Here is a 17,852-nt window from a genome sequence, read left to right as displayed (position 1 = left end):
TGATCTGTGCGATGAGGTGGTTATGGCGCAAACACAAGTACAACAACACACCGGCAGCTCTTTGAGTGGCAGTGGCAGCTTGCGCTTCAACGGGATCGGCAAAACCTTTCCCGGTGTGAAGGCGCTGGACAACATTAACTTCGTCGCCCATCCGGGGCAGGTTCATGCCTTGATGGGCGAGAACGGTGCCGGAAAGTCGACCCTGCTGAAAATCCTCGGCGGCGCCTACACCCCGAGCAGTGGCGACCTGCAGATAGGCGGCCAGACGATGGCGTTCAAGTCCACGGCCGACAGCATTGGCAGCGGGGTCGCGGTGATTCATCAGGAACTGCACCTGGTGCCGGAAATGACCGTGGCGGAAAATCTGTTTCTCGGTCACTTGCCGGCCAGTTTCGGCTTGATCAATCGCGCAACTTTGCGCCAGCAAGCCCTGGCCTGTCTCAGGGGCCTGGCCGACGAAATCGACCCGCAGGAGAAAGTCGGGCGCCTGTCGCTCGGTCAGCGGCAGCTGGTCGAGATCGCCAAGGCTTTGTCCCGTGGCGCGCATGTCATTGCTTTCGACGAGCCCACCAGCAGTCTTTCGGCGCGGGAGATCGACCGCTTGATGGCGATCATCGGTCGGCTGCGCGATGAAGGCAAAGTGGTGCTCTACGTCTCCCATCGCATGGAGGAAGTGTTCCGCATCTGCAACGCGGTGACGGTGTTCAAGGACGGCCGTTACGTGCGCACCTTCGAAGACATGAGCGAGTTGACCCATGATCAGTTGGTCACCTGCATGGTCGGTCGGGACATTCAGGACATCTACGATTACCGCCCGCGCCAGCGCGGCGCGGTGGCGTTGAAGGTCGACCGCCTGCTCGGGCCAGGCCTGCGCGAACCGGTGAGTTTCGATGCGCACAAGGGCGAGATCCTTGGCTTGTTCGGCCTGGTCGGCGCGGGGCGCACGGAATTGTTTCGCCTGCTTAGCGGGCTGGAACGCAACAGCGCCGGCCGTCTTGAACTGCGCGGCCATGAACTGAAACTGCGCTCGCCCCGGGATGCGATTGCGGCCGGGATCCTGCTCTGTCCCGAAGACCGCAAGAAGGAGGGCATCCTGCCGCTGGCAAGCGTCGCCGAGAACATCAACATCAGCGCCCGTGGTGCGCATTCAACCTTTGGTTGCCTGTTGCGTGGCCTGTGGGAGAAGGGCAACGCCGACAAGCAGATCAAGGCGCTGAAGGTAAAAACGCCACACGCCGGGCAACAGATCAAGTTCCTGTCCGGTGGCAACCAGCAGAAGGCCATTCTCGGTCGCTGGCTGTCGATGCCAATGAAAGTCCTGCTGCTCGACGAGCCCACCCGTGGCATCGACATCGGCGCCAAGGCCGAAATCTACCAGATCATCCATAACCTGGCCGCCAGCGGCATTGCGGTGATCGTGGTGTCCAGCGACCTGATGGAAGTGATGGGCATTTCCGACCGCATTCTGGTGTTGTGCGAAGGCGCACTGCGCGGCGAACTGAGCCGCGAACAGGCCAATGAATCCAACCTGCTGCAACTGGCTTTGCCGCGCCAACGCGCTGACGGCGTGGCGAACTGAGAGGTGACTATGATGACAACCCAAAACGAAACCCTGCCGACTGCACGCAAACCCCTGGACCTGCGGCGCTTTCTCGATGACTGGGTGATGCTGCTGGCGGCCGTCGGTATCTTCGTGCTCTGCACCTTGCTGATCGACAACTTCCTCTCGCCATTGAACATGCGCGGCCTGGGCCTGGCGATTTCCACCACCGGGATCGCGGCATGCACCATGTTGTACTGCCTGGCGTCCGGGCATTTCGACTTGTCGGTGGGGTCGGTGATCGCCTGCGCCGGGGTGGTTGCCGCCGTGGTGATGCGCGACACCGACAGCGTCTTTCTCGGTGTCAGCGCGGCGCTGGCGATGGGGCTGATCGTCGGCCTGATCAACGGCATCGTGATTGCCAAGCTGCGAGTCAATGCGCTGATCACCACGCTGGCGACCATGCAGATCGTGCGCGGCCTGGCCTACATCTTTGCCAATGGCAAGGCGGTGGGGGTGTCCCAGGAGTCATTCTTCGTGTTCGGCAACGGCCAGTTGTTCGGCGTACCGGTGCCGATCCTGATCACCATCGTCTGCTTCCTGTTCTTTGGCTGGTTGCTCAACTACACCACCTACGGGCGCAACACCATGGCCATCGGCGGCAACCAGGAAGCGGCGCTGCTGGCGGGGGTCAACGTTGACCGGACCAAGATCATCATCTTCGCCGTACACGGCCTGATCGGTGCACTGGCCGGGGTGATCCTGGCATCGCGCATGACCTCGGGCCAGCCGATGATCGGCCAGGGTTTCGAGCTGACGGTGATCTCGGCCTGCGTGCTCGGCGGCGTGTCGCTCAGTGGCGGGATCGGCATGATCCGGCATGTGATTGCCGGGGTGTTGATCCTGGCGATCATCGAGAACGCGATGAACCTGAAGAACATCGATACGTTCTACCAGTATGTGATCCGCGGATCGATCCTCCTGCTGGCCGTCGTCATCGACCGCCTCAAGCAGCGTTAACCCCACAACTGATCATTCCCACGCTCCGCGTGGGAATGCCTCAAGGGACGCTCCGCGTTCCAGCTCTCGAAAGGGACGCAGAGCGTCCCGGGCTGCATTCCCACACAGAGCGTGGGAACGATCAAGCCGCACTCCCTTCTGTCATCTCCCGTAAATATTTCTTGCCCGTCGCAACTCGTTTCGGGTATCAATTTGTACATGATTAGACAGGTACGATTCGACAAGAAACAACGGGTGGTCGACGAACTCATCCGGCGCATCGAAAGCGGCCTCATGGAGGACGGTTTTCATCTGCCGGGCGAGCATCAGTTGGCTCAAGAATTCAAAGTCAGCCGAGGAACCTTGCGTGAAGCGCTAGCCGAGTTGAAACGGCGCAACTACATTGCGACGCAAAGCGGGGTCGGTTCCATCGTCACCTTCGACGGGGTGGTACTGGATCAGCGCAGCGGCTGGGCGCAGGCCCTTGCCGACAGCGGCGCACTGGTCAATACCGAAGTGTTGCGGCTGGAAGCCGTGAGCCGTCCCGACCTGCTACCGCGTTTCGGCACTGACCAGTTCATCACCCTGGACCGTCGCCGCCGCTCCAACGATGGCACGCTGGTCTCCCTTGAACGCTCATTGATGCCTGCTACCGGCGGCCTGGAAAGCCTGCCGCGGGTTGGCTTGATCGATAACTCGCTGACCATCACGTTGGCCGCCTATGGCTATATCGGCGAGCGCGGTGATCAATGGATCGGCGCCGAGCCGTTGAACGCCACCGATGCCGAACTGTTGGGGCGGCCGGTCGGCACGGTTTTCCTTAAGGCCTTGCGCACCACCTATGACCGGAAAAACCGTTTCATGGAACAGGTGGAAAGCCTGCTCGATCCTGTGCATTTTCGCCTGCACCTGCAATTCGGACCATCGAAATGACTGCGCTCGATCGTGCGCTAGGCGCGTTTTACGGCCTGGCCCTGGGCGATGCGCTTGGCATGCCGACCCAATCCCTTAGCCGCAGCCAGATTCAGGCGCGCTTTGGCGAGATCACCGGCCTTGAAGATGCCGGTCCCGATCAGCCGATCGCCGCCAATATGCCCAAGGGCTCGATCACCGACGACACCGAACAAGCCATTCTGGTCGGTCAATTGTTGGTCGAAGGTCAAGGCAACATCCAACCCGCGGTACTCGCACAGCGCTTGATCGAATGGGAAGCCGTGATGCAGGCCAAGGGCTCGCAGGACTTGCTCGGCCCTTCGACCAAGCGCGCGATCGAAATGATCCTCGCCGGCCACTCGCCCGAAGAAGCCGGTCGGTACGGCACTACCAATGGCGCGGCGATGCGGATCACGCCGGTCGGGATTGCCGCGGATGTGTCCAAAGCCGAGCGCTTCATCGATGCCGTGGTGCAGGCCTGCCAGGTCACCCACAACACCACGCTGGGCATTTCCAGCGCGGCGGCGGTGGCGGCGGTGGTGTCCGCCGGCATCAACGGCATGGACCTGGGCGAGGCGCTGAACCTCGGCCAGCAAATCGCCCAGCAAGCCGAAGGCCATGGTCACTGGGTAGCCGGCGGACGAATCGCTTCGCGCATCAGTTGGGCGCGCAGCATCAGCGTCGACAGTGACAAGGCGTTGCTCGCCGATGTGCTGTACGACGTGATCGGCACCTCGGTGGCGTCCCAGGAGTCGGTGGTGGTGTCGTTTGCCCTGGCCCAGCAAGTGGCCATAGGCGAAATGAGTGCCTTTGATGCACTGTGCATGGCCGCCAGCCTGGGCGGTGACACCGACACCATCGCGGCGATTCTGGGGGCGATGCTCGGGGCTTGCCTTGGGTTGGAGAGTTGGCCGGTGGCGATGATCGAGAAGGTCAAGGCGGTCAATGATCTGGAACTTGAACCCCTCGTCAAAGGACTCCTCACCCTGCGCTGAGGAGCCCCTGTAGGAGCTGCCGCAGGCTGCGATCTTTTGATCTTGGCGGCCTTGAGGTCGCTGAAAATCAAGGTCAAAAGATCGCAGCCTGCGGCAGCTCCTACAGGGGATTGTCGCGGGCCACCCAATATCTGAATTGCCCACAACCACAAAAATGGCAACAGGAGCATTTTTCATGAGTTCATCGAACGCCGGGCAACTGGAAACCCGCGGCATCGAACCGGTGCCGGAGGCCGAGTGCAATGGCCATCCGCTGCAGCTGTTCTGGGTGTGGTTCGCTGCCAACATTTCCATTCTCGGCCTGCCGCTGGGCGCGACCCTCGTGGCGTTTCGCGGGTTGGCGATCTGGCAGGCAGTCATCGTCGCGATCCTCGGTGCCGCCGGTTCCTTCGCGGTGGTCGGGATCATATCCATCGCCGGTCGTCGTGGCCGCGCGCCAAGCCTGACCCTGTCCCGCGCCATCTTCGGCGTGCGCGGCAATATTGGCCCGACCCTGGTATCGCTGATGTCGCGCCTGGGCTGGGAAACCGTCAATACCACCACTGCCGCGTTCGTTCTGCTGTCGCTGTGCTCGATCCTTTTTGGTTCGCCGGTAGAGGCCAAAAGCGCGCCACTGCTGACCCTTGTGTTCATCGCGATTTTCGTGCTGCTGACCTTGTCGGTTTCCGGTCTCGGTCACGCCACATTGCTGGTGATCCAGAAGTGGGCGACCTACGTGTTCGGGGCACTGAATATCCTGGTCGGCGGCTTTCTTTGCGCCACCATCGACTGGAGCGCGGTGTTCAACGCCACACCGGCACCGATGAGCGCGATGATCATCGGTATCGGCACCATGGCGGCCGGCACCGGGATCGGCTGGGCCAACGCTGGCGCGGACATGTCGCGCTACCAGCACCGCAGCGTGAAGGCCGTGCGCCTGGTGGCGTCAGCGGCGTTCGGCGCGGGCATTCCACTGGTGCTGTTGATCACCCTCGGAGGCCTGTTGTCGGTGGGCAACAACGACCTGGCCCAGGCCGCCGACCCGATCATCGCCATCCGCGACATGCTGCCGACCTGGATGGCCGTGCCCTACCTGATCACCGCGTTCGGTGGCCTGCTGCTGTCGAACAACCTGTCGGTGTACTCCGCCGGCCTGACCACGCTGACCCTCGGTCTTAAAGTCAAGCGCGTCTACGCCGTGGTGGTAGACATCGTGGCGATTTTCGCCGGTTCGATTTACTTCATGTTGATCGCCGACAGTTTCTACGGCCCGTTCATCACCTTCATTTCCCTGTTGGCGGTGCCGATCACGGCATGGGTAGGGATCTTCGTGGTCGATCTGATTCATCGTCACTATTACAGCCCCAAGGACCTGCTGGACGTCAGCCCGCTTAGTGCCTACTGGTATCACGGCGGCGTCGAGTGGCGCGCGTTCGGTGCCTGGGCGGTGGCGATCGTGCTCGGTTTCAGTTTCACCACCATCGGCACCACGGCAGAAAACGTCTGGTTCAAAGGCTTCCTGTCCGACTCGTGGCTGGGGCATAACGGTCTCGGCTGGATCGTGACCTTCGTGGTCGCCGGTGGCATTTATCGGGTACTTGGCGGGGCGAAGGATCGTCGGGCCGCGTTGATCGAGAATGCTCATGCCTAAGTTGCTGCACACCGGCCAGGTCATCATCGACCTGGTGATGGCCGTGGATAAACTGCCGCAAGCGGGGGGCGATGTATTGGCGCAGTCCGCGAGTTTCCAGGCTGGCGGCGGTTTTAATGTGATGGCAGCCGCCCAGCGCAATGGTCTTTCGGTGGTCTACCTCGGTCGCCACGGCACCGGGCGATTCGGCGACCTGGCGCGTGAAGCAATGAACGCCGAAGGCATCCGGATCGGCATTGCTGAGCGCGCCGAGCGCGATACCGGGTTATGCGTCGCCATCACCGACGCCTCGGCCGAACGCAGTTTCGTTTCCTACATCGGTGCCGAAGGCGAATTGACTGCGCAAGACCTGGGCAGCGTGCCGGTCGAGGCGGGCGATTATGTCTATGTCAGCGGCTACAGCCTCCTGCAGGCGGGGAAGGCGCGGGCGCTGGTGGATTGGGTGCTGGCGTTGCCGAACGGGATCAATGTGGTGTTCGATCCGGGGCCGTTGGTGGATTCCCCGGATGCGCCGCTGATGCAGGCGTTGCTGGCGCGCATCGACGTGTGGACCAGTAACAGCGCCGAAGCGTTGAAGATTACAGGCGCGACGAAAATCGACCAGGCGTTGGATCGTCTGGTCGAATATTTGCCGCGCGATGTGCTCATGGTCGTTCGCGACGGGCCGCAAGGATGCTGGATTCAGCAGCCGGGCGAACGTCGACATGTACCAGGCTTCAAGGTGCAGGCGGTAGACAGCAATGGCGCCGGCGATGCCCATGCCGGGGTGTTCGTGGCGGGGTTGGCGCAGGGGTTGTCTGCGCTTGATGCCGCGCAACGGGCCAATGCGGCCGCGGCGCTGTCGGTGACCCGGTGGGGGCCGGCGACTTCGCCTGGGGCTGCTGAGGTGGATGAGTTGATCCGCAAGAGTATCGGCGCCTGATCTACCGCTTTCGTCGGAACGCCTTCGCGAGCAGGCTCGCTACCACATTTCGACCGGATTCTACCTGAAGAAACGCGATCAAATGTGGGAGCGGGCTTGTTCGCGAAGAGGCCCTGGAATTCAACATATATCAGCCAGCCTTGCGCAACGCCTCGATCAACTCCTGCTTGCGCATGCTGGACCGACCCGGAATATTCTTCGCCCGGGCTTCTTTCATCAGGCTTTCGACGGTCTGCACCTCGCGCGAAGCCTTGCTGTTGCGCGAATGACCTTCACGGCTGAGCACCGCACGTCGCGACGATTCCTCTCGATCTTGCGCTTTGGCGCGGGCCGGCTTCTTGCGCCCTGAACCACCGGCACGCTCACCACCGCCGGACTGTTTGTTCACGGTCGCCCAGGCACGCGCTTCGGCTTCGTCCTTAGACACGCCTTTGCGCTCGTAACTGTCTTCGATATGTTCAGCCTTGCGTTTCTGCTCGGCGGTGTATTTGTCTTTGCTTCCACGAGGCATGGGATTTCTCCTGGCTTCTTGGTGGGTTCAAACATCCAGCTTGCGTGCCGCTTCAACGCCGGCAGCGCTGAGTTTGATCGGCAGGTTCAGCGAGTGTTCGCCGGCTTCGTTGCATTGCACGTTGCCGTGCTGGATCAGTCCACGCTCCTGCAGTGCAGCGAGGGTACTGGCCACGACTTTCTCCCCACGGTAATTGTCCAGCACCTCCTTGCCCAGACCGCTGGGGTGGGCGTGCAGCAGGCGGGTCAGGACTTCTTTTTCCAGGTTTTTATCGGCGTTCATGGTTACCTCTTCGTTGTGATGAGTCGGTAGAGTGGCGAGCTACTGGCTTGCGCCACCTATTGAGCCCGGGCTTTCGGTGGTGGTAGAACCTATGCCGGGGCTGGCTTTATCGGGCGTCTTGGTATCGGGCAGGTTCAGGCCGCCCTGGCGGCCTGCATCGTTGCCTTGGATCCGCGGATCGGTGCCGGTCGACGGCGGCAAGTTGCTGTCGACGCCCGTGCCGTTGATGTTGATCACGGGGGCGCTCTGGAGGGCGGGAACTCTGGGTGTTTCGACCGGGTTGGTCGGGCCGGTGCCGGACGCGGTCGTGGCAGCGATGACAAGCGGGGACATCAGGACAGCGAGGGCGAGGGCGGTCAACCTGGTCGGGAGCATGGCGCGGTGTCTCCATTGATTAAGAGTCCTTACCTGATGTTGGTCCGCCCCCGTTTTGAATTGGTGCCTGATCAGCGACGAACGGTCTAGACTCGTTGCATCGCCTGGGTTGAGCAGACGTGACGCCAGATCAATCGGCCCAGGGTGATCAGCCAATTGAGCAGGGCGATCGCGATGACGGTAAGTAGCAGGTTGGCCATGCCTTGTTCGACGATGATTTTCCCGGCGAGCAACGGAAAGCCGAACACGCCGATGAAGTACGACAGGCTGAACAAAAGCAAGGATTGCGCAGTGGTCCCGGTCGGCGCTTCATTGGCGGCGAGGCCATTGATCACCGAGTAAGTCAGCCCGTAGCCGACCCCGAGCATGGCCGCCGCGACCACGTAGCTCAAGCCATCATCGACCACGAAGCCGAACAGCAGGATCGAGCCCAGCATCAGGCCTGACAGCAGGCAGGAAGCGCGCAACGGATCACGCTTGACCACGAAACCTGCGATCAGCATGCGGCTGCTGATCGCCGCGCCCATGAAGCCCAGGAAGAACAGCGAATAGTCGAGCGAGCGCGCCGCTGCGTAGCTGGTCTGGAAACTCGACAGGCCACCGAAAACGCAACCGCCGAGGCCGACCATGATGATTGGAAACACCGCTCTGGAGGACAGCACCTGGGCCGTTGCACGCCAGGAAATCCGCGAAACCGCCGTCGATTCCAGCGATGCATTTTTCAGATGCCGATCGAGCTGCCAGAACAGCAAAACCCCGATCAGGCTGGCCAGTGCAGCGAGATAAAACGCGGCTGTCACCGGGAAGCCGAGGGCGCTTGCGACGCGACCCAGCAAGGGCCCGCTGCCGATCCCGGTCATCATGCTGCCCGACAGCAGTGCGAAGTATTTGGCCCGTTGCACGGGAGTGACCAGGCTCGCGACAATGATCGGCCCGAGGGTGTAGAACACCCCCCAACCCAACCCCAGCAATAGCCCGAAAAACAGCAGGAGATGGCCCAAGCCCGGCGTCAAGGCGAAGCCCAGGCTGGCCACTACCAGCAATAGGCCGAACAGCGCGACCGAACGTGCGGCACCGAGCAGGTCGGACAAGTGACCGGACGCAATCACCGCAGCAAAGGTGCTCAGCATCGCCGCCGAAATTACACTGCCGGCGTCGTGTTCGTTGCCGCCGCGCGAGCCGATCAGCAGCGACAGCAAAAAGGTCGAACCGTAGGACAGCGAGAGCAGGTAACTGGCCAGGCAAAAGAGGCCGAACAATTTGCTGGAGACTGGGGGTGTGGCAGTGGACATGTCGCGGTTCCTTGACCCGATAAATACGCAGGTCATCTATCTATCATGCAAGGCGTTCATGTTAGGTCTCAGGTTCGCGATGCCAGGGTTAGCGTGGACCGGAGTAAGGTGCATGGGGGTCGAGGGAGCCTGCTCCCTCGCCACAATTCTCGCGGCGCCTTAGTATGGCGTTTTCAACTTCTGACAAGGCACGTCCATGACGATCGAAATCCGCCCGGCAACCCCCAGTGACGCGCCGCAAATCCTCGCGTTCATCACTGAACTGGCCGACTACGAACGTGCTCGCCATGAAGTCATCGCCAGTGTCGCCGACATCGAACGCAGCCTGTTCAGTGAAGGGGCGACGGCCCATGGCCTGATCTGCCTGCGCGAGGGTGTGCCCATCGGTTTTGCGGTGTTTTTTTTCAGCTACTCCACGTGGCTGGGCAGCAACTGCCTGTACCTCGAAGATTTGTACATCACACCTGAACAGCGCGGTGGCGGTGCGGGTAAAACCTTGTTGCGTCACCTGGCGAAAATCGCCTGTGCCAACGACTGTGGGCGCTTCGAATGGAGCGTGCTGGAGTGGAACACCCCGGCTATCGACTTCTACAAATCCCTAGGCGCGCAGCCGCAGGAAGAGTGGGTGCGCTACCGCATGGACGGGGCCGTCTTGCGGGATTTTGCCGAGGGTAATTGATACCGTTTAAAAGATCGCAGCCTTCGGCAGCGCCATGAATCGCGTGTAAACCCGATTCTGTAGCTGCCGAAGGCTGCGATCTTTTTTTGTCTTGTCTCAATATATGGGATTGATATTTATATATTGAGATTTTGCGGCACCAAGGTTTATAGTCCGCCTCACTCACTGCCAAAAACAGAACAGGTGAAGCGATGCAGGCGCAATTAATCGCGCTCGATTGGGGGACAACCTCATTACGTGCCTACAAACTTGCCGCGGGCGGCCAGGTGCTCGAACAGCGCTCGCTGTCGTCGGGGATCATGCAGTTGCCCAAGGCTGCGCGAATGATCAACGGCCGAGAGTGCGTCGATGGTTTTGAACTGGCTTTTGACCAGGCCTGTGGCGATTGGCTCGACGAACAGCCCGACTTGCCAGTGATCGCCTGCGGCATGGTGGGCAGCGCCCAGGGCTGGCGCGAGGCGGCTTATCGCGACACGCCGGCGAACGTCGCCAATCTCGGCACTTCCCTGCAAACCGTTCGCAGTCTTCGCGGTGTCGATGTACACATCGTGCCGGGGGTGATCCAGCGTTCGCACTTGCCGAACGTGATGCGCGGCGAAGAAACCCAAGTGCTCGGCGTACTGCAGAACATCGCAGGCGAGGCGGGCGCCGATCTACTGATCGGCCTGCCGGGCAGCCATTCGAAATGGGTGGAAGTGGTCGACGGCTGCATCGTGCATTTCGATACCTTCATGACCGGTGAAGTCTTCGCCGTGCTCAGCGAACACAGCATTCTGGGGCGTACCCAGCAGCGCGGCGCGTCATTCGATGGCGATGCGTTCGATCGCGGCGTACAGGTGGCGTTGTCGACAGACGGCGAAATAGGCCCCTTGTCGACCTTGTTCAGCGCCCGCAGCCTCGGCCTGACCGGCGAGCTCAGCGCCACGGCGCAAGCGGATTACTTGTCCGGCCTGTTGATCGGCCATGAACTGTCGGCCCTGGCCTGCGTGCAACGGCGTCGACGCAACAGCGTGCACCTGCCTTCGATCATCCTGATTGGCAATTCCCAACTGTGCAGCCGCTACAGCCGCGCGCTCGATGCCTGCGGTTTTGCGCGGGTGACGTTGGCCGAACAGGCCACCGAACGCGGGTTGTGGCAGCTGGCACTGGCTGCCGGCCTGATCTCGCCCACGCCACATCGTTAACCCTGACTGGAGTCCTGACATGCTCAAACACGCACTGGCGCAAAACGGGCTGATCGCGATCCTGCGTGGCCTGCGCCCGCAAGAAGCCGCTGCTATCGGCGAAGTCCTGTATGAAGCCGGATTTCGCGTCATCGAAGTGCCGCTCAACTCCCCGGAGCCGTATGAAAGCATTCGCATCCTGCGCAGTACGTTGCCCGCCGATTGCCTGATTGGCGCGGGCACGGTGCTGACGCCGCAACAGGTCGAGCAAGTGAAAGCGGCCGGCGGCCAGGTGATCGTCATGCCCCACAGCGATCCGAAGGTTTTGCGCGCGGCGAAAGCGGCTGGCCTTTATCTGTCGCCCGGTGTCGCCACCCCGACCGAGGCCTTCGCGGCACTGGCCGAGGGCGCTGATGTGCTGAAGATGTTCCCGGCCGAGCAAATGGGCCCGGCGGTCGTCAAGGCCTGGCTCGCGGTGCTGCCGGCGGGAACGATCCTGGCGCCCGTCGGTGGCATTACCCCGGACAACATGCAGGTGTTTATCGACGCGGGCGTCAAAGGCTTCGGCCTCGGGTCCGGGTTGTTCAAGCCGGGCATGACCCCTGAGCAAGTGGCGGCCAATGCCAAGGCCTACGTGGCTGCCTGGAAAGCCCTTCGCTAAGACTTTTTTGGCGCTGCGAGCGCTGGATCTAACAAGAGAGACCGACAGATGAAAATCACCAAACTGACCACCTTCATCGTTCCGCCACGCTGGTGCTTCCTCAAGGTCGAGACCGACGAAGGCGTGACCGGCTGGGGCGAGCCCGTAGTCGAAGGCCGCGCTCACACTGTCGCGGCTGCCGTTGAAGAATTGTCCGACTACCTGATCGGCAAAGACCCACGCAATATCGAAGACATCTGGACCGTGCTGTACCGCGGTGGCTTTTACCGTGGCGGCGCCATCCACATGAGTGCCCTGGCCGGCATCGACCAGGCGTTGTGGGACATCAAGGGCAAGGCGCTGGGTGTGTCGGTCAGTGACCTGCTGGGTGGACAGGTGCGGGACAAGATCCGCGTGTATTCGTGGATCGGCGGCGACCGCCCGGCAGACACTGCGCGAGCGGCGAAAGAAGCGGTCAGTCGGGGTTTCACCGCAGTGAAAATGAATGGCACCGAAGAGCTGCAGTTCCTCGATACCTTCGACAAAGTCGACCTGGCCCTGGCCAACGTCGCTGCCGTGCGTGATGCGGTCGGGCCGAACGTCGGCATTGGCGTCGACTTCCATGGCCGGGTGCACAAGCCCATGGCCAAGGTGCTGATGAAGGAACTCGATCCGTACAAGCTGATGTTCATCGAAGAACCGGTGCTCAGCGAAAACTACGAAGCGCTTAAGGAGCTGGCACCGCTGACCAGCACGCCGATTGCCCTGGGTGAGCGGCTGTTCTCGCGCTGGGATTTCAAGCGCGTGCTCAGCGAGGGCTACGTCGACATCATCCAGCCGGATGCTTCACATGCGGGCGGCATCACCGAAACCCGCAAGATCGCCAATATGGCCGAAGCCTACGACGTGGCGTTGGCGCTGCATTGCCCGCTGGGTCCGATTGCCCTGGCGGCGTGCCTGCAACTGGACGCTGTCTGCTACAACGCGTTCATCCAGGAGCAGAGCCTGGGCATCCATTACAACGAGAGCAACGACCTGCTCGACTATGTGAAGGATCCACGGGTGTTCGACTACGACCAAGGCTTCGTGAAAATCCCGAACGGCCCGGGCCTGGGCATCGAGATCAACGAAGAATATGTGATCGAACGCGCCGCCGTCGGCCACCGCTGGCGCAACCCGATCTGGCGCCATGCCGACGGCAGTTTTGCCGAGTGGTAATGCCTGCGCGGTGATTGTTCCCACACTCTGCGTGGGAATACCTCACTGGACGCTCTGCGTCCGCTTTTGGGACGCAGAGCGTCCCTGGCTGCATTCCCACGCAGAGCGTGGGAACGATCACGACCTCAATAAACATAAAAAGAGGCACTCCCCATGCAACCGCAAACCCTCACCGGGCAGGCGTCGTTGGCGGCGCCCAGCCGCAAGCGTTTTTTCATCATGGTCCTGTTGTTCATCACCGTGGTGATCAACTACCTGGACCGCAGCAACCTGTCGATCGCTGCGCCAGCGCTGACCAGCGACCTGGGCATCGATCCAATACACGTCGGCCTGATCTTCTCGGCCTTCGGCTGGACCTACGCCGCCATGCAGATTCCCGGTGGCTGGCTGGTGGACCGGGTGCCGCCGCGCATTCTGTATACCGCTGCACTCCTGTTATGGTCGATTTCCACGGTCATGCTCGGTTTCGCGGGCAGCTTCATCGCCCTGTTCGTATTGCGCATGGCGGTCGGTGCCCTGGAAGCGCCGGCCTATCCGATCAACAGTCGCGTGGTTACCACCTGGTTCCCGGAGCGTGAGCGTGCCACGGCCATCGGTTTCTACACGTCTGGACAGTTCGTCGGCCTGGCTTTCCTGACGCCGGTATTGGCCTGGCTGCAGCATGAATTCGGCTGGCACATGGTGTTCGTGGCCACCGGCGCAGTGGGCATTCTCTGGGCGGTGATCTGGTACGCGGTGTATCGCGAGCCCCGGGATTTCAAAGGCGCCAACGACGCCGAAATCGACTTGATCCGCGAAGGCGGCGGGCTGGTGGACATCCAGGCCGAACAAGCCAGGGTCAAAGCCAAATTCAGCTGGACCGACCTGGGAATTGTCCTCACCAAGCGCAAACTTTGGGGCATTTACCTCGGCCAATTCTGCCTCAACTCGACCCTGTGGTTTTTCCTGACGTGGTTCCCGACCTACCTGGTGAAATACCGCGGCATGGATTTCATCAAGTCCGGACTGCTGGCATCGCTGCCGTTTCTCGCGGCGTTCGTCGGCGTGCTGTGCTCCGGTTTCTTCTCGGACTTTCTGATTCGTCGTGGTTACTCCGTGGGCTTCGCCCGCAAGTTGCCGATCATCAGTGGCCTGCTGATTTCCACTTCGATCATTGGCGCCAACTTCGTTGAGTCGACGCCGCTGGTAATTGCCTTCCTCGCGCTGGCGTTTTTCGGCAACGGCCTGGCTTCGATCACCTGGTCGCTGGTGTCGACCCTGGCTCCGGCGCGACTGCTTGGGCTGACCGGTGGGGTATTCAACTTCATCGGCAACCTGTCGGCCATCGCCACGCCGATCGTCATCGGCTTCCTTGCCAGCGGTGATTCCTTTGCCCCGGCCATTACCTATATCTCGGTCCTGGCGTTGATCGGTGCACTTTCCTACATCTTGCTGGTGGGCAAGGTCGAGCGTATCAAGTTGTAGTCGGGACCCGCGGGCGACCATAATGCCGCCCGTTCACTCGCTCAACGGTAAAGGCTGGATATGCAGGAAGACGCCCCAAAAATCGCCAAGGACGCCGCACCGACTGGCACCCAGACCCTGCTTCGCGGGTTGGGTGTGGTTCAGGCCGTGGCCAGTGGCGCCCGCGATCTCAAGGAAATCGCCCGGTTGATCGGCACCACGCGCAGCACCACCCATCGCCTGGCCAGTTGCCTGGTGGACGAGCGATATCTGCGGGTGGTGCCGCAGGTCGGTTACCTGTTGGGGCCCAAGTTGATCGAACTGGGTTTTCAGGCGCGTGAGGAATTGCCGCTGGTGACCCTGGCCGGGCCATATCTGGATGAGCTGTCGGCGTTGACCGGCGATACCATTCACCTGGCTATCCGCGAAGGCGATGAGGTGCTGTACCTGCACAAGAATCCGGGGCGCAACGGCCCGGAAATGCGCTCGCGGGTCGGCCATCGCATGCCCTTGGCGCGCACGGGAATCGGCAAGGCATTGATGCTCGATGACTCGCCGCAAGAGTGGCAGCGCTTGTACGAAATCAGCCTGCCGGTGGGTGGGAAAAACCAGTTCTGGCCGCAGCACCCCGAACAGTCGTGGGAACAGTTCCAGCAGCGCATGATCGAGTACGTGGCCGGCGGTTATGCCTTCGACCTGGAAGACAACGAACCGTCGATCCGCTGCGTGGCGGCACCGATCCGCGATGCCAGCAAATGCATCGTCGCCGGCATCAGCATCGCCAGTACCGTGCCGTACATGCCGCTGGAAAAAATGGCCGAGCTGATTCCTTTGATCAAAGGGGTTACGGCCCGGCTGTCGGCGGAACTGGGCGCCAAAATCTGACGGTATGCGGTAATCCTTGTGGGAGCGAGCCTGCTCGCGAAAGCGATTTATCATTCGATATGGGTATCGACTGACACACTGCTTTCGCGAGCAGGCTCGCTCCCACATTGGTTTAATGGTGTTGCCTAAATTGCAGGCAACAAAAAGGCCCCCATTCGGGAGCCTTGATGTTCAGTGGTTCGGCTTACATGTTCGGGTAAGTCGGGCCGCCGGCACCTTCCGGTGTCACCCAGGTGATGTTCTGTGCAGGGTCCTTGATGTCGCAGGTCTTGCAGTGAACGCAGTTCTGGGCGTTGATCTGGAAGCGCTTCTCACCGTCTTCCTTGGTCACCACTTCATACACGCCGGCCGGGCAGTAACGCTGGGCCGGTTCGTCGTAAAGCGGCAAGTTCTTGCTGATCGGGATGCTCGCGTCGGCCAGTTTCAGGTGGCAAGGTTGCTCTTCTTCATGGTTGGTCCCGGAAATGAACACCGAGCTCAGTTTGTCGAAGCTGATCTTGCCGTCCGGTTTCGGGTAGTCGATCTTCTTGCAGTCGGCCGCCAGTTTGAGGCACGCGTAATCCGGCTTGGTGTCGTGCAGGGTGAACGGCAGTTTGCCGCCGAAGATGTTCTGGTCCAGCCAGTTGAAACCACCGCCGACGATGGCGCCGAACTTGTGGATCGCCGGGCCGAAGTTGCGGCTCGCGAACAGTTCTTCGTACAGCCAGCTGTTCTTGAAGCTTTCGACGTAATTGGTCAGTTCATCGCCACCTTCGGACTCGGCGAACAGGCGATCGGCCACGGCGTCAGCCGCCAGCATGCCGGACTTCATCGCGGTGTGGCTGCCCTTGATCTTGGCGAAGTTCAGGGTGCCGAGGTCGCAGCCGATCAGCGCGCCGCCCTTGAAGACCATCTTCGGCAGCGAGTTCAGGCCACCCTTGCAGATGGCGCGGGCGCCGTAGCTGACGCGCTTGCCGCCTTCCAGGTACTGCTTGAGCACCGGGTGATGCTTGAGGCGCTGGAACTCGTCGAACGGCGACAGGTAGGTGTTGCTGTACGACAGGTCGACGATCAGGCCCACGACCACCTGATTGTTTTCCAGGTGGTAGAGGAACGAGCCACCGGTGTTCTCGGTGCCCATGATGTCCATCGGCCAACCGGCGGTGTGCACCACCAGGCCTGGCTGGTGCTTGGCCGGGTCGACTTCCCAGATTTCCTTCAGGCCGATGCCGTAGTGCTGGGCGTCGGCATCGCTGGCGAGGTTGAAGCGCTTGATCAGTTGCTTGCCGATGTGGCCGCGGCAACCTTCGGCGAACAGCGTGTACTTGCCGCGCAGTTCCATGCCTGGGGTGTACAGGCCTTCTTTTGGGTTGCCTTCGCGGTCAACGCCCAGATCGCCGGTGATAATCCCGCGGACCACGCCATTCTCGTCGAACAGCGCTTCCTGGGCGGCGAAGCCTGGGTAGATCTCCACGCCCAGGTTCTCGGCCTGCTGGGCCAGCCAGCGGCACAGGTTGCCCAGGGAAATGATGTAGTTGCCTTCGTTGTGCATGGTCTTGGGCACAAAGAAGTCTGGAATTTTTTGCGCGCTTTCGGCGTTTTTCAGCACGAAGATGTCATCGCGGGTGACCGGCGTGTTCAGCGGCGCGCCGAGTTCTTTCCAGTTCGGGAACAGTTCGTTCAGGGCGCGGGGTTCGAATACCGCACCGGACAAGATGTGAGCACCGACTTCGGAGCCTTTTTCGACCACGCAGACGCTGATTTCCTTACCGGCTTCGGCGGCCTTCTGCTTCAATCGGCAGGCAGCGGAAAGACCAGCGGGGCCGGCACCGACGATGACCACGTCGAATTCCATGTATTCGCGTTCCACAGGTTATCTCCTACTCAAGGCTCAACAGTTTTTTTTCTAATATGGAGGTTGGGTGTCGCATCCATGAATCCCTGCGCAACGCCGGGAGAGGACAATCGATTAACCACCTTTCTCTTTGGTGGCGCATTATATCTACACCACTCTCAGCGTCCAATACAAACGTTTGTTTGAAATGGCTCAAAGCCAGAGAAATCAAAGTCACCCGCCTTATGAACGGCCATTTTGGCGTATTGACCGGAATAGGTGTTCCGGTCAAGATACGGGCGGTTTTGCGCTCGCCGTAGGCTGACTGTTGGTTTCAAGAGCACCTCTAAAGACAGGGCGATGGCAGTAGAAGGTGATGCGCCGCGCGGGTTTGATGCGCAGTCTACACGTCACGATATTGAATGACTCGTCAGTCACTGCTGACAAACGGTCATCAGCATCATGAACGATGGTCACTTGACACTTTTGCCGGCGTTTTTGGAGGTGCCCTTGCGCCCGATGAGCATTATCC

At 61.0% G+C, this 17,852-nt stretch carries 17 protein-coding genes; 12 read left to right on the top strand and 5 right to left on the bottom strand.

Annotated elements, in window-relative coordinates; translation table 11 throughout:
• Positions 1 to 22 precede the first annotated feature (22 nt).
• The 6 genes from araG (at position 23) to HGP31_RS23820 (ending at position 7,019) form a co-directional block, all read left to right on the top strand.
• Entirely contained in the window at positions 23 to 1,579 is a 1,557-nt protein-coding gene (gene araG, locus HGP31_RS23845; RefSeq protein ID WP_033043754.1) for an L-arabinose ABC transporter ATP-binding protein AraG, read from the top strand.
• A gap of 12 nt (positions 1,580 to 1,591) precedes the next feature.
• Positions 1,592 to 2,560, top strand: coding sequence for an L-arabinose ABC transporter permease AraH (gene araH / locus HGP31_RS23840; RefSeq protein ID WP_032832152.1), 969 nt, complete (start codon positions 1,592 to 1,594; stop codon positions 2,558 to 2,560).
• Positions 2,561 to 2,758: 198 nt separating this feature from the next.
• Positions 2,759 to 3,472: a GntR family transcriptional regulator gene (locus HGP31_RS23835; protein WP_020799951.1), complete on the top strand. Its 714-nt coding sequence runs from the start codon at positions 2,759 to 2,761 to the stop codon at positions 3,470 to 3,472.
• Positions 3,469 to 4,467, top strand: coding sequence for an ADP-ribosylglycohydrolase family protein (locus HGP31_RS23830; RefSeq protein ID WP_168758792.1), 999 nt, complete (start codon positions 3,469 to 3,471; stop codon positions 4,465 to 4,467). The genes HGP31_RS23835 and HGP31_RS23830 overlap by 4 nt, the downstream gene beginning before the upstream one ends.
• A 175-nt stretch (positions 4,468 to 4,642) precedes the next feature.
• Positions 4,643 to 6,097, top strand: coding sequence for a purine-cytosine permease family protein (locus tag HGP31_RS23825; protein WP_168758791.1), 1,455 nt, complete (start codon positions 4,643 to 4,645; stop codon positions 6,095 to 6,097).
• Complete coding sequence (locus HGP31_RS23820; RefSeq protein WP_020799954.1) at positions 6,090 to 7,019, top strand: PfkB family carbohydrate kinase; 930 nt, start codon at positions 6,090 to 6,092, stop codon at positions 7,017 to 7,019. Before HGP31_RS23825 ends, HGP31_RS23820 begins: the two co-directional genes overlap by 8 nt.
• Before the next feature lie 130 nt (positions 7,020 to 7,149).
• Here the strand turns inward: HGP31_RS23820 and HGP31_RS23815 are convergent, their stop codons facing one another.
• The 4 genes from HGP31_RS23815 to HGP31_RS23800 form a co-directional block, all read right to left on the bottom strand.
• Positions 7,150 to 7,530 (bottom strand): Rho termination factor N-terminal domain-containing protein, encoded by a 381-nt coding sequence (locus HGP31_RS23815; RefSeq protein WP_033044174.1) that lies wholly within the window; start codon positions 7,528 to 7,530, stop codon positions 7,150 to 7,152.
• Positions 7,531 to 7,557: 27 nt separating this feature from the next.
• Positions 7,558 to 7,812 (bottom strand): hypothetical protein, encoded by a 255-nt coding sequence (locus tag HGP31_RS23810; protein ID WP_020799956.1) that lies wholly within the window; start codon positions 7,810 to 7,812, stop codon positions 7,558 to 7,560.
• A gap of 39 nt (positions 7,813 to 7,851) precedes the next feature.
• A complete protein-coding gene (locus tag HGP31_RS23805; RefSeq protein WP_033044175.1) occupies positions 7,852 to 8,187 on the bottom strand; it encodes a hypothetical protein in 336 nt (111 codons plus the stop codon).
• A gap of 86 nt (positions 8,188 to 8,273) precedes the next feature.
• Positions 8,274 to 9,479 carry an MFS transporter gene (locus HGP31_RS23800; protein WP_020799958.1) on the bottom strand — a complete coding sequence of 402 codons (1,206 nt, stop codon included), beginning with the start codon at positions 9,477 to 9,479 and terminating at the stop codon, positions 8,274 to 8,276.
• Positions 9,480 to 9,675: 196 nt separating this feature from the next.
• Between HGP31_RS23800 and HGP31_RS23795 the strand changes: the two genes are divergently transcribed.
• The 6 genes from HGP31_RS23795 to HGP31_RS23770 all read left to right on the top strand — a co-directional run bounded on the left by HGP31_RS23795 (position 9,676) and on the right by HGP31_RS23770 (position 15,507).
• Complete coding sequence (locus HGP31_RS23795) at positions 9,676 to 10,158, top strand: GNAT family N-acetyltransferase (protein WP_008065853.1); 483 nt, start codon at positions 9,676 to 9,678, stop codon at positions 10,156 to 10,158.
• Between the two features lie 191 nt (positions 10,159 to 10,349).
• Positions 10,350 to 11,342: a 2-dehydro-3-deoxygalactonokinase gene (locus tag HGP31_RS23790; RefSeq protein WP_168758790.1), complete on the top strand. Its 993-nt coding sequence runs from the start codon at positions 10,350 to 10,352 to the stop codon at positions 11,340 to 11,342.
• Positions 11,343 to 11,361: 19 nt separating this feature from the next.
• Complete coding sequence (locus HGP31_RS23785; RefSeq protein ID WP_020799960.1) at positions 11,362 to 11,982, top strand: 2-dehydro-3-deoxy-6-phosphogalactonate aldolase; 621 nt, start codon at positions 11,362 to 11,364, stop codon at positions 11,980 to 11,982.
• Between the two features lie 48 nt (positions 11,983 to 12,030).
• The gene (gene dgoD / locus HGP31_RS23780) at positions 12,031 to 13,179 is read left to right on the top strand and encodes a galactonate dehydratase (RefSeq protein ID WP_020799961.1); all 1,149 of its coding nucleotides are present in this window, start codon (positions 12,031 to 12,033) and stop codon (positions 13,177 to 13,179) included.
• A 153-nt stretch (positions 13,180 to 13,332) separates the two neighbouring features.
• Positions 13,333 to 14,643, top strand: coding sequence for an MFS transporter (locus tag HGP31_RS23775; RefSeq protein WP_168758789.1), 1,311 nt, complete (start codon positions 13,333 to 13,335; stop codon positions 14,641 to 14,643).
• A 60-nt stretch (positions 14,644 to 14,703) separates the two neighbouring features.
• Positions 14,704 to 15,507, top strand: coding sequence for an IclR family transcriptional regulator (locus HGP31_RS23770; RefSeq protein WP_168758788.1), 804 nt, complete (start codon positions 14,704 to 14,706; stop codon positions 15,505 to 15,507).
• Between the two features lie 184 nt (positions 15,508 to 15,691).
• Here HGP31_RS23770 and HGP31_RS23765 read toward each other — a convergent pair whose 3' ends face one another.
• Positions 15,692 to 17,356, bottom strand: a complete 1,665-nt coding sequence (locus tag HGP31_RS23765; protein WP_020799964.1) for an electron transfer flavoprotein-ubiquinone oxidoreductase — start codon at positions 17,354 to 17,356, stop codon at positions 15,692 to 15,694.
• Between the last annotated feature and the right edge of the window lie 496 nt (positions 17,357 to 17,852).

The sequence above is a fragment of the Pseudomonas umsongensis genome, assembly GCF_012647205.1.
Classification (GTDB): domain Bacteria; phylum Pseudomonadota; class Gammaproteobacteria; order Pseudomonadales; family Pseudomonadaceae; genus Aquipseudomonas; species Aquipseudomonas umsongensis.
This window is presented reverse-complemented; position numbering and strand designations above follow the sequence as displayed.

Excerpts from the sequence above, each read along its gene's own strand:
- araG (WP_033043754.1), top strand. The coding sequence starts at position 23 with ATGGCGCAAACACAAGTACAACAACACACCGGCAGCTCTTTGAGTGGC.
- HGP31_RS23815 (WP_033044174.1), bottom strand. The coding sequence starts at position 7,530 with ATGCCTCGTGGAAGCAAAGACAAATACACCGCCGAGCAGAAACGCAAG.
- HGP31_RS23810 (WP_020799956.1), bottom strand. The coding sequence starts at position 7,812 with ATGAACGCCGATAAAAACCTGGAAAAAGAAGTCCTGACCCGCCTGCTG.
- dgoD (WP_020799961.1), top strand. The coding sequence starts at position 12,031 with ATGAAAATCACCAAACTGACCACCTTCATCGTTCCGCCACGCTGGTGC.
- HGP31_RS23775 (WP_168758789.1), top strand. The coding sequence starts at position 13,333 with ATGCAACCGCAAACCCTCACCGGGCAGGCGTCGTTGGCGGCGCCCAGC.
- HGP31_RS23770 (WP_168758788.1), top strand. The coding sequence starts at position 14,704 with ATGCAGGAAGACGCCCCAAAAATCGCCAAGGACGCCGCACCGACTGGC.
- HGP31_RS23795 (WP_008065853.1), top strand. The coding sequence starts at position 9,676 with ATGACGATCGAAATCCGCCCGGCAACCCCCAGTGACGCGCCGCAAATC.
- araH (WP_032832152.1), top strand. The coding sequence starts at position 1,592 with ATGACAACCCAAAACGAAACCCTGCCGACTGCACGCAAACCCCTGGAC.
- HGP31_RS23820 (WP_020799954.1), top strand. The coding sequence starts at position 6,090 with ATGCCTAAGTTGCTGCACACCGGCCAGGTCATCATCGACCTGGTGATG.
- HGP31_RS23785 (WP_020799960.1), top strand. The coding sequence starts at position 11,362 with ATGCTCAAACACGCACTGGCGCAAAACGGGCTGATCGCGATCCTGCGT.
- HGP31_RS23830 (WP_168758792.1), top strand. The coding sequence starts at position 3,469 with ATGACTGCGCTCGATCGTGCGCTAGGCGCGTTTTACGGCCTGGCCCTG.
- HGP31_RS23835 (WP_020799951.1), top strand. The coding sequence starts at position 2,759 with ATGATTAGACAGGTACGATTCGACAAGAAACAACGGGTGGTCGACGAA.
- HGP31_RS23825 (WP_168758791.1), top strand. The coding sequence starts at position 4,643 with ATGAGTTCATCGAACGCCGGGCAACTGGAAACCCGCGGCATCGAACCG.
- HGP31_RS23805 (WP_033044175.1), bottom strand. The coding sequence starts at position 8,187 with ATGCTCCCGACCAGGTTGACCGCCCTCGCCCTCGCTGTCCTGATGTCC.
- HGP31_RS23790 (WP_168758790.1), top strand. The coding sequence starts at position 10,350 with ATGCAGGCGCAATTAATCGCGCTCGATTGGGGGACAACCTCATTACGT.
- HGP31_RS23800 (WP_020799958.1), bottom strand. The coding sequence starts at position 9,479 with ATGTCCACTGCCACACCCCCAGTCTCCAGCAAATTGTTCGGCCTCTTT.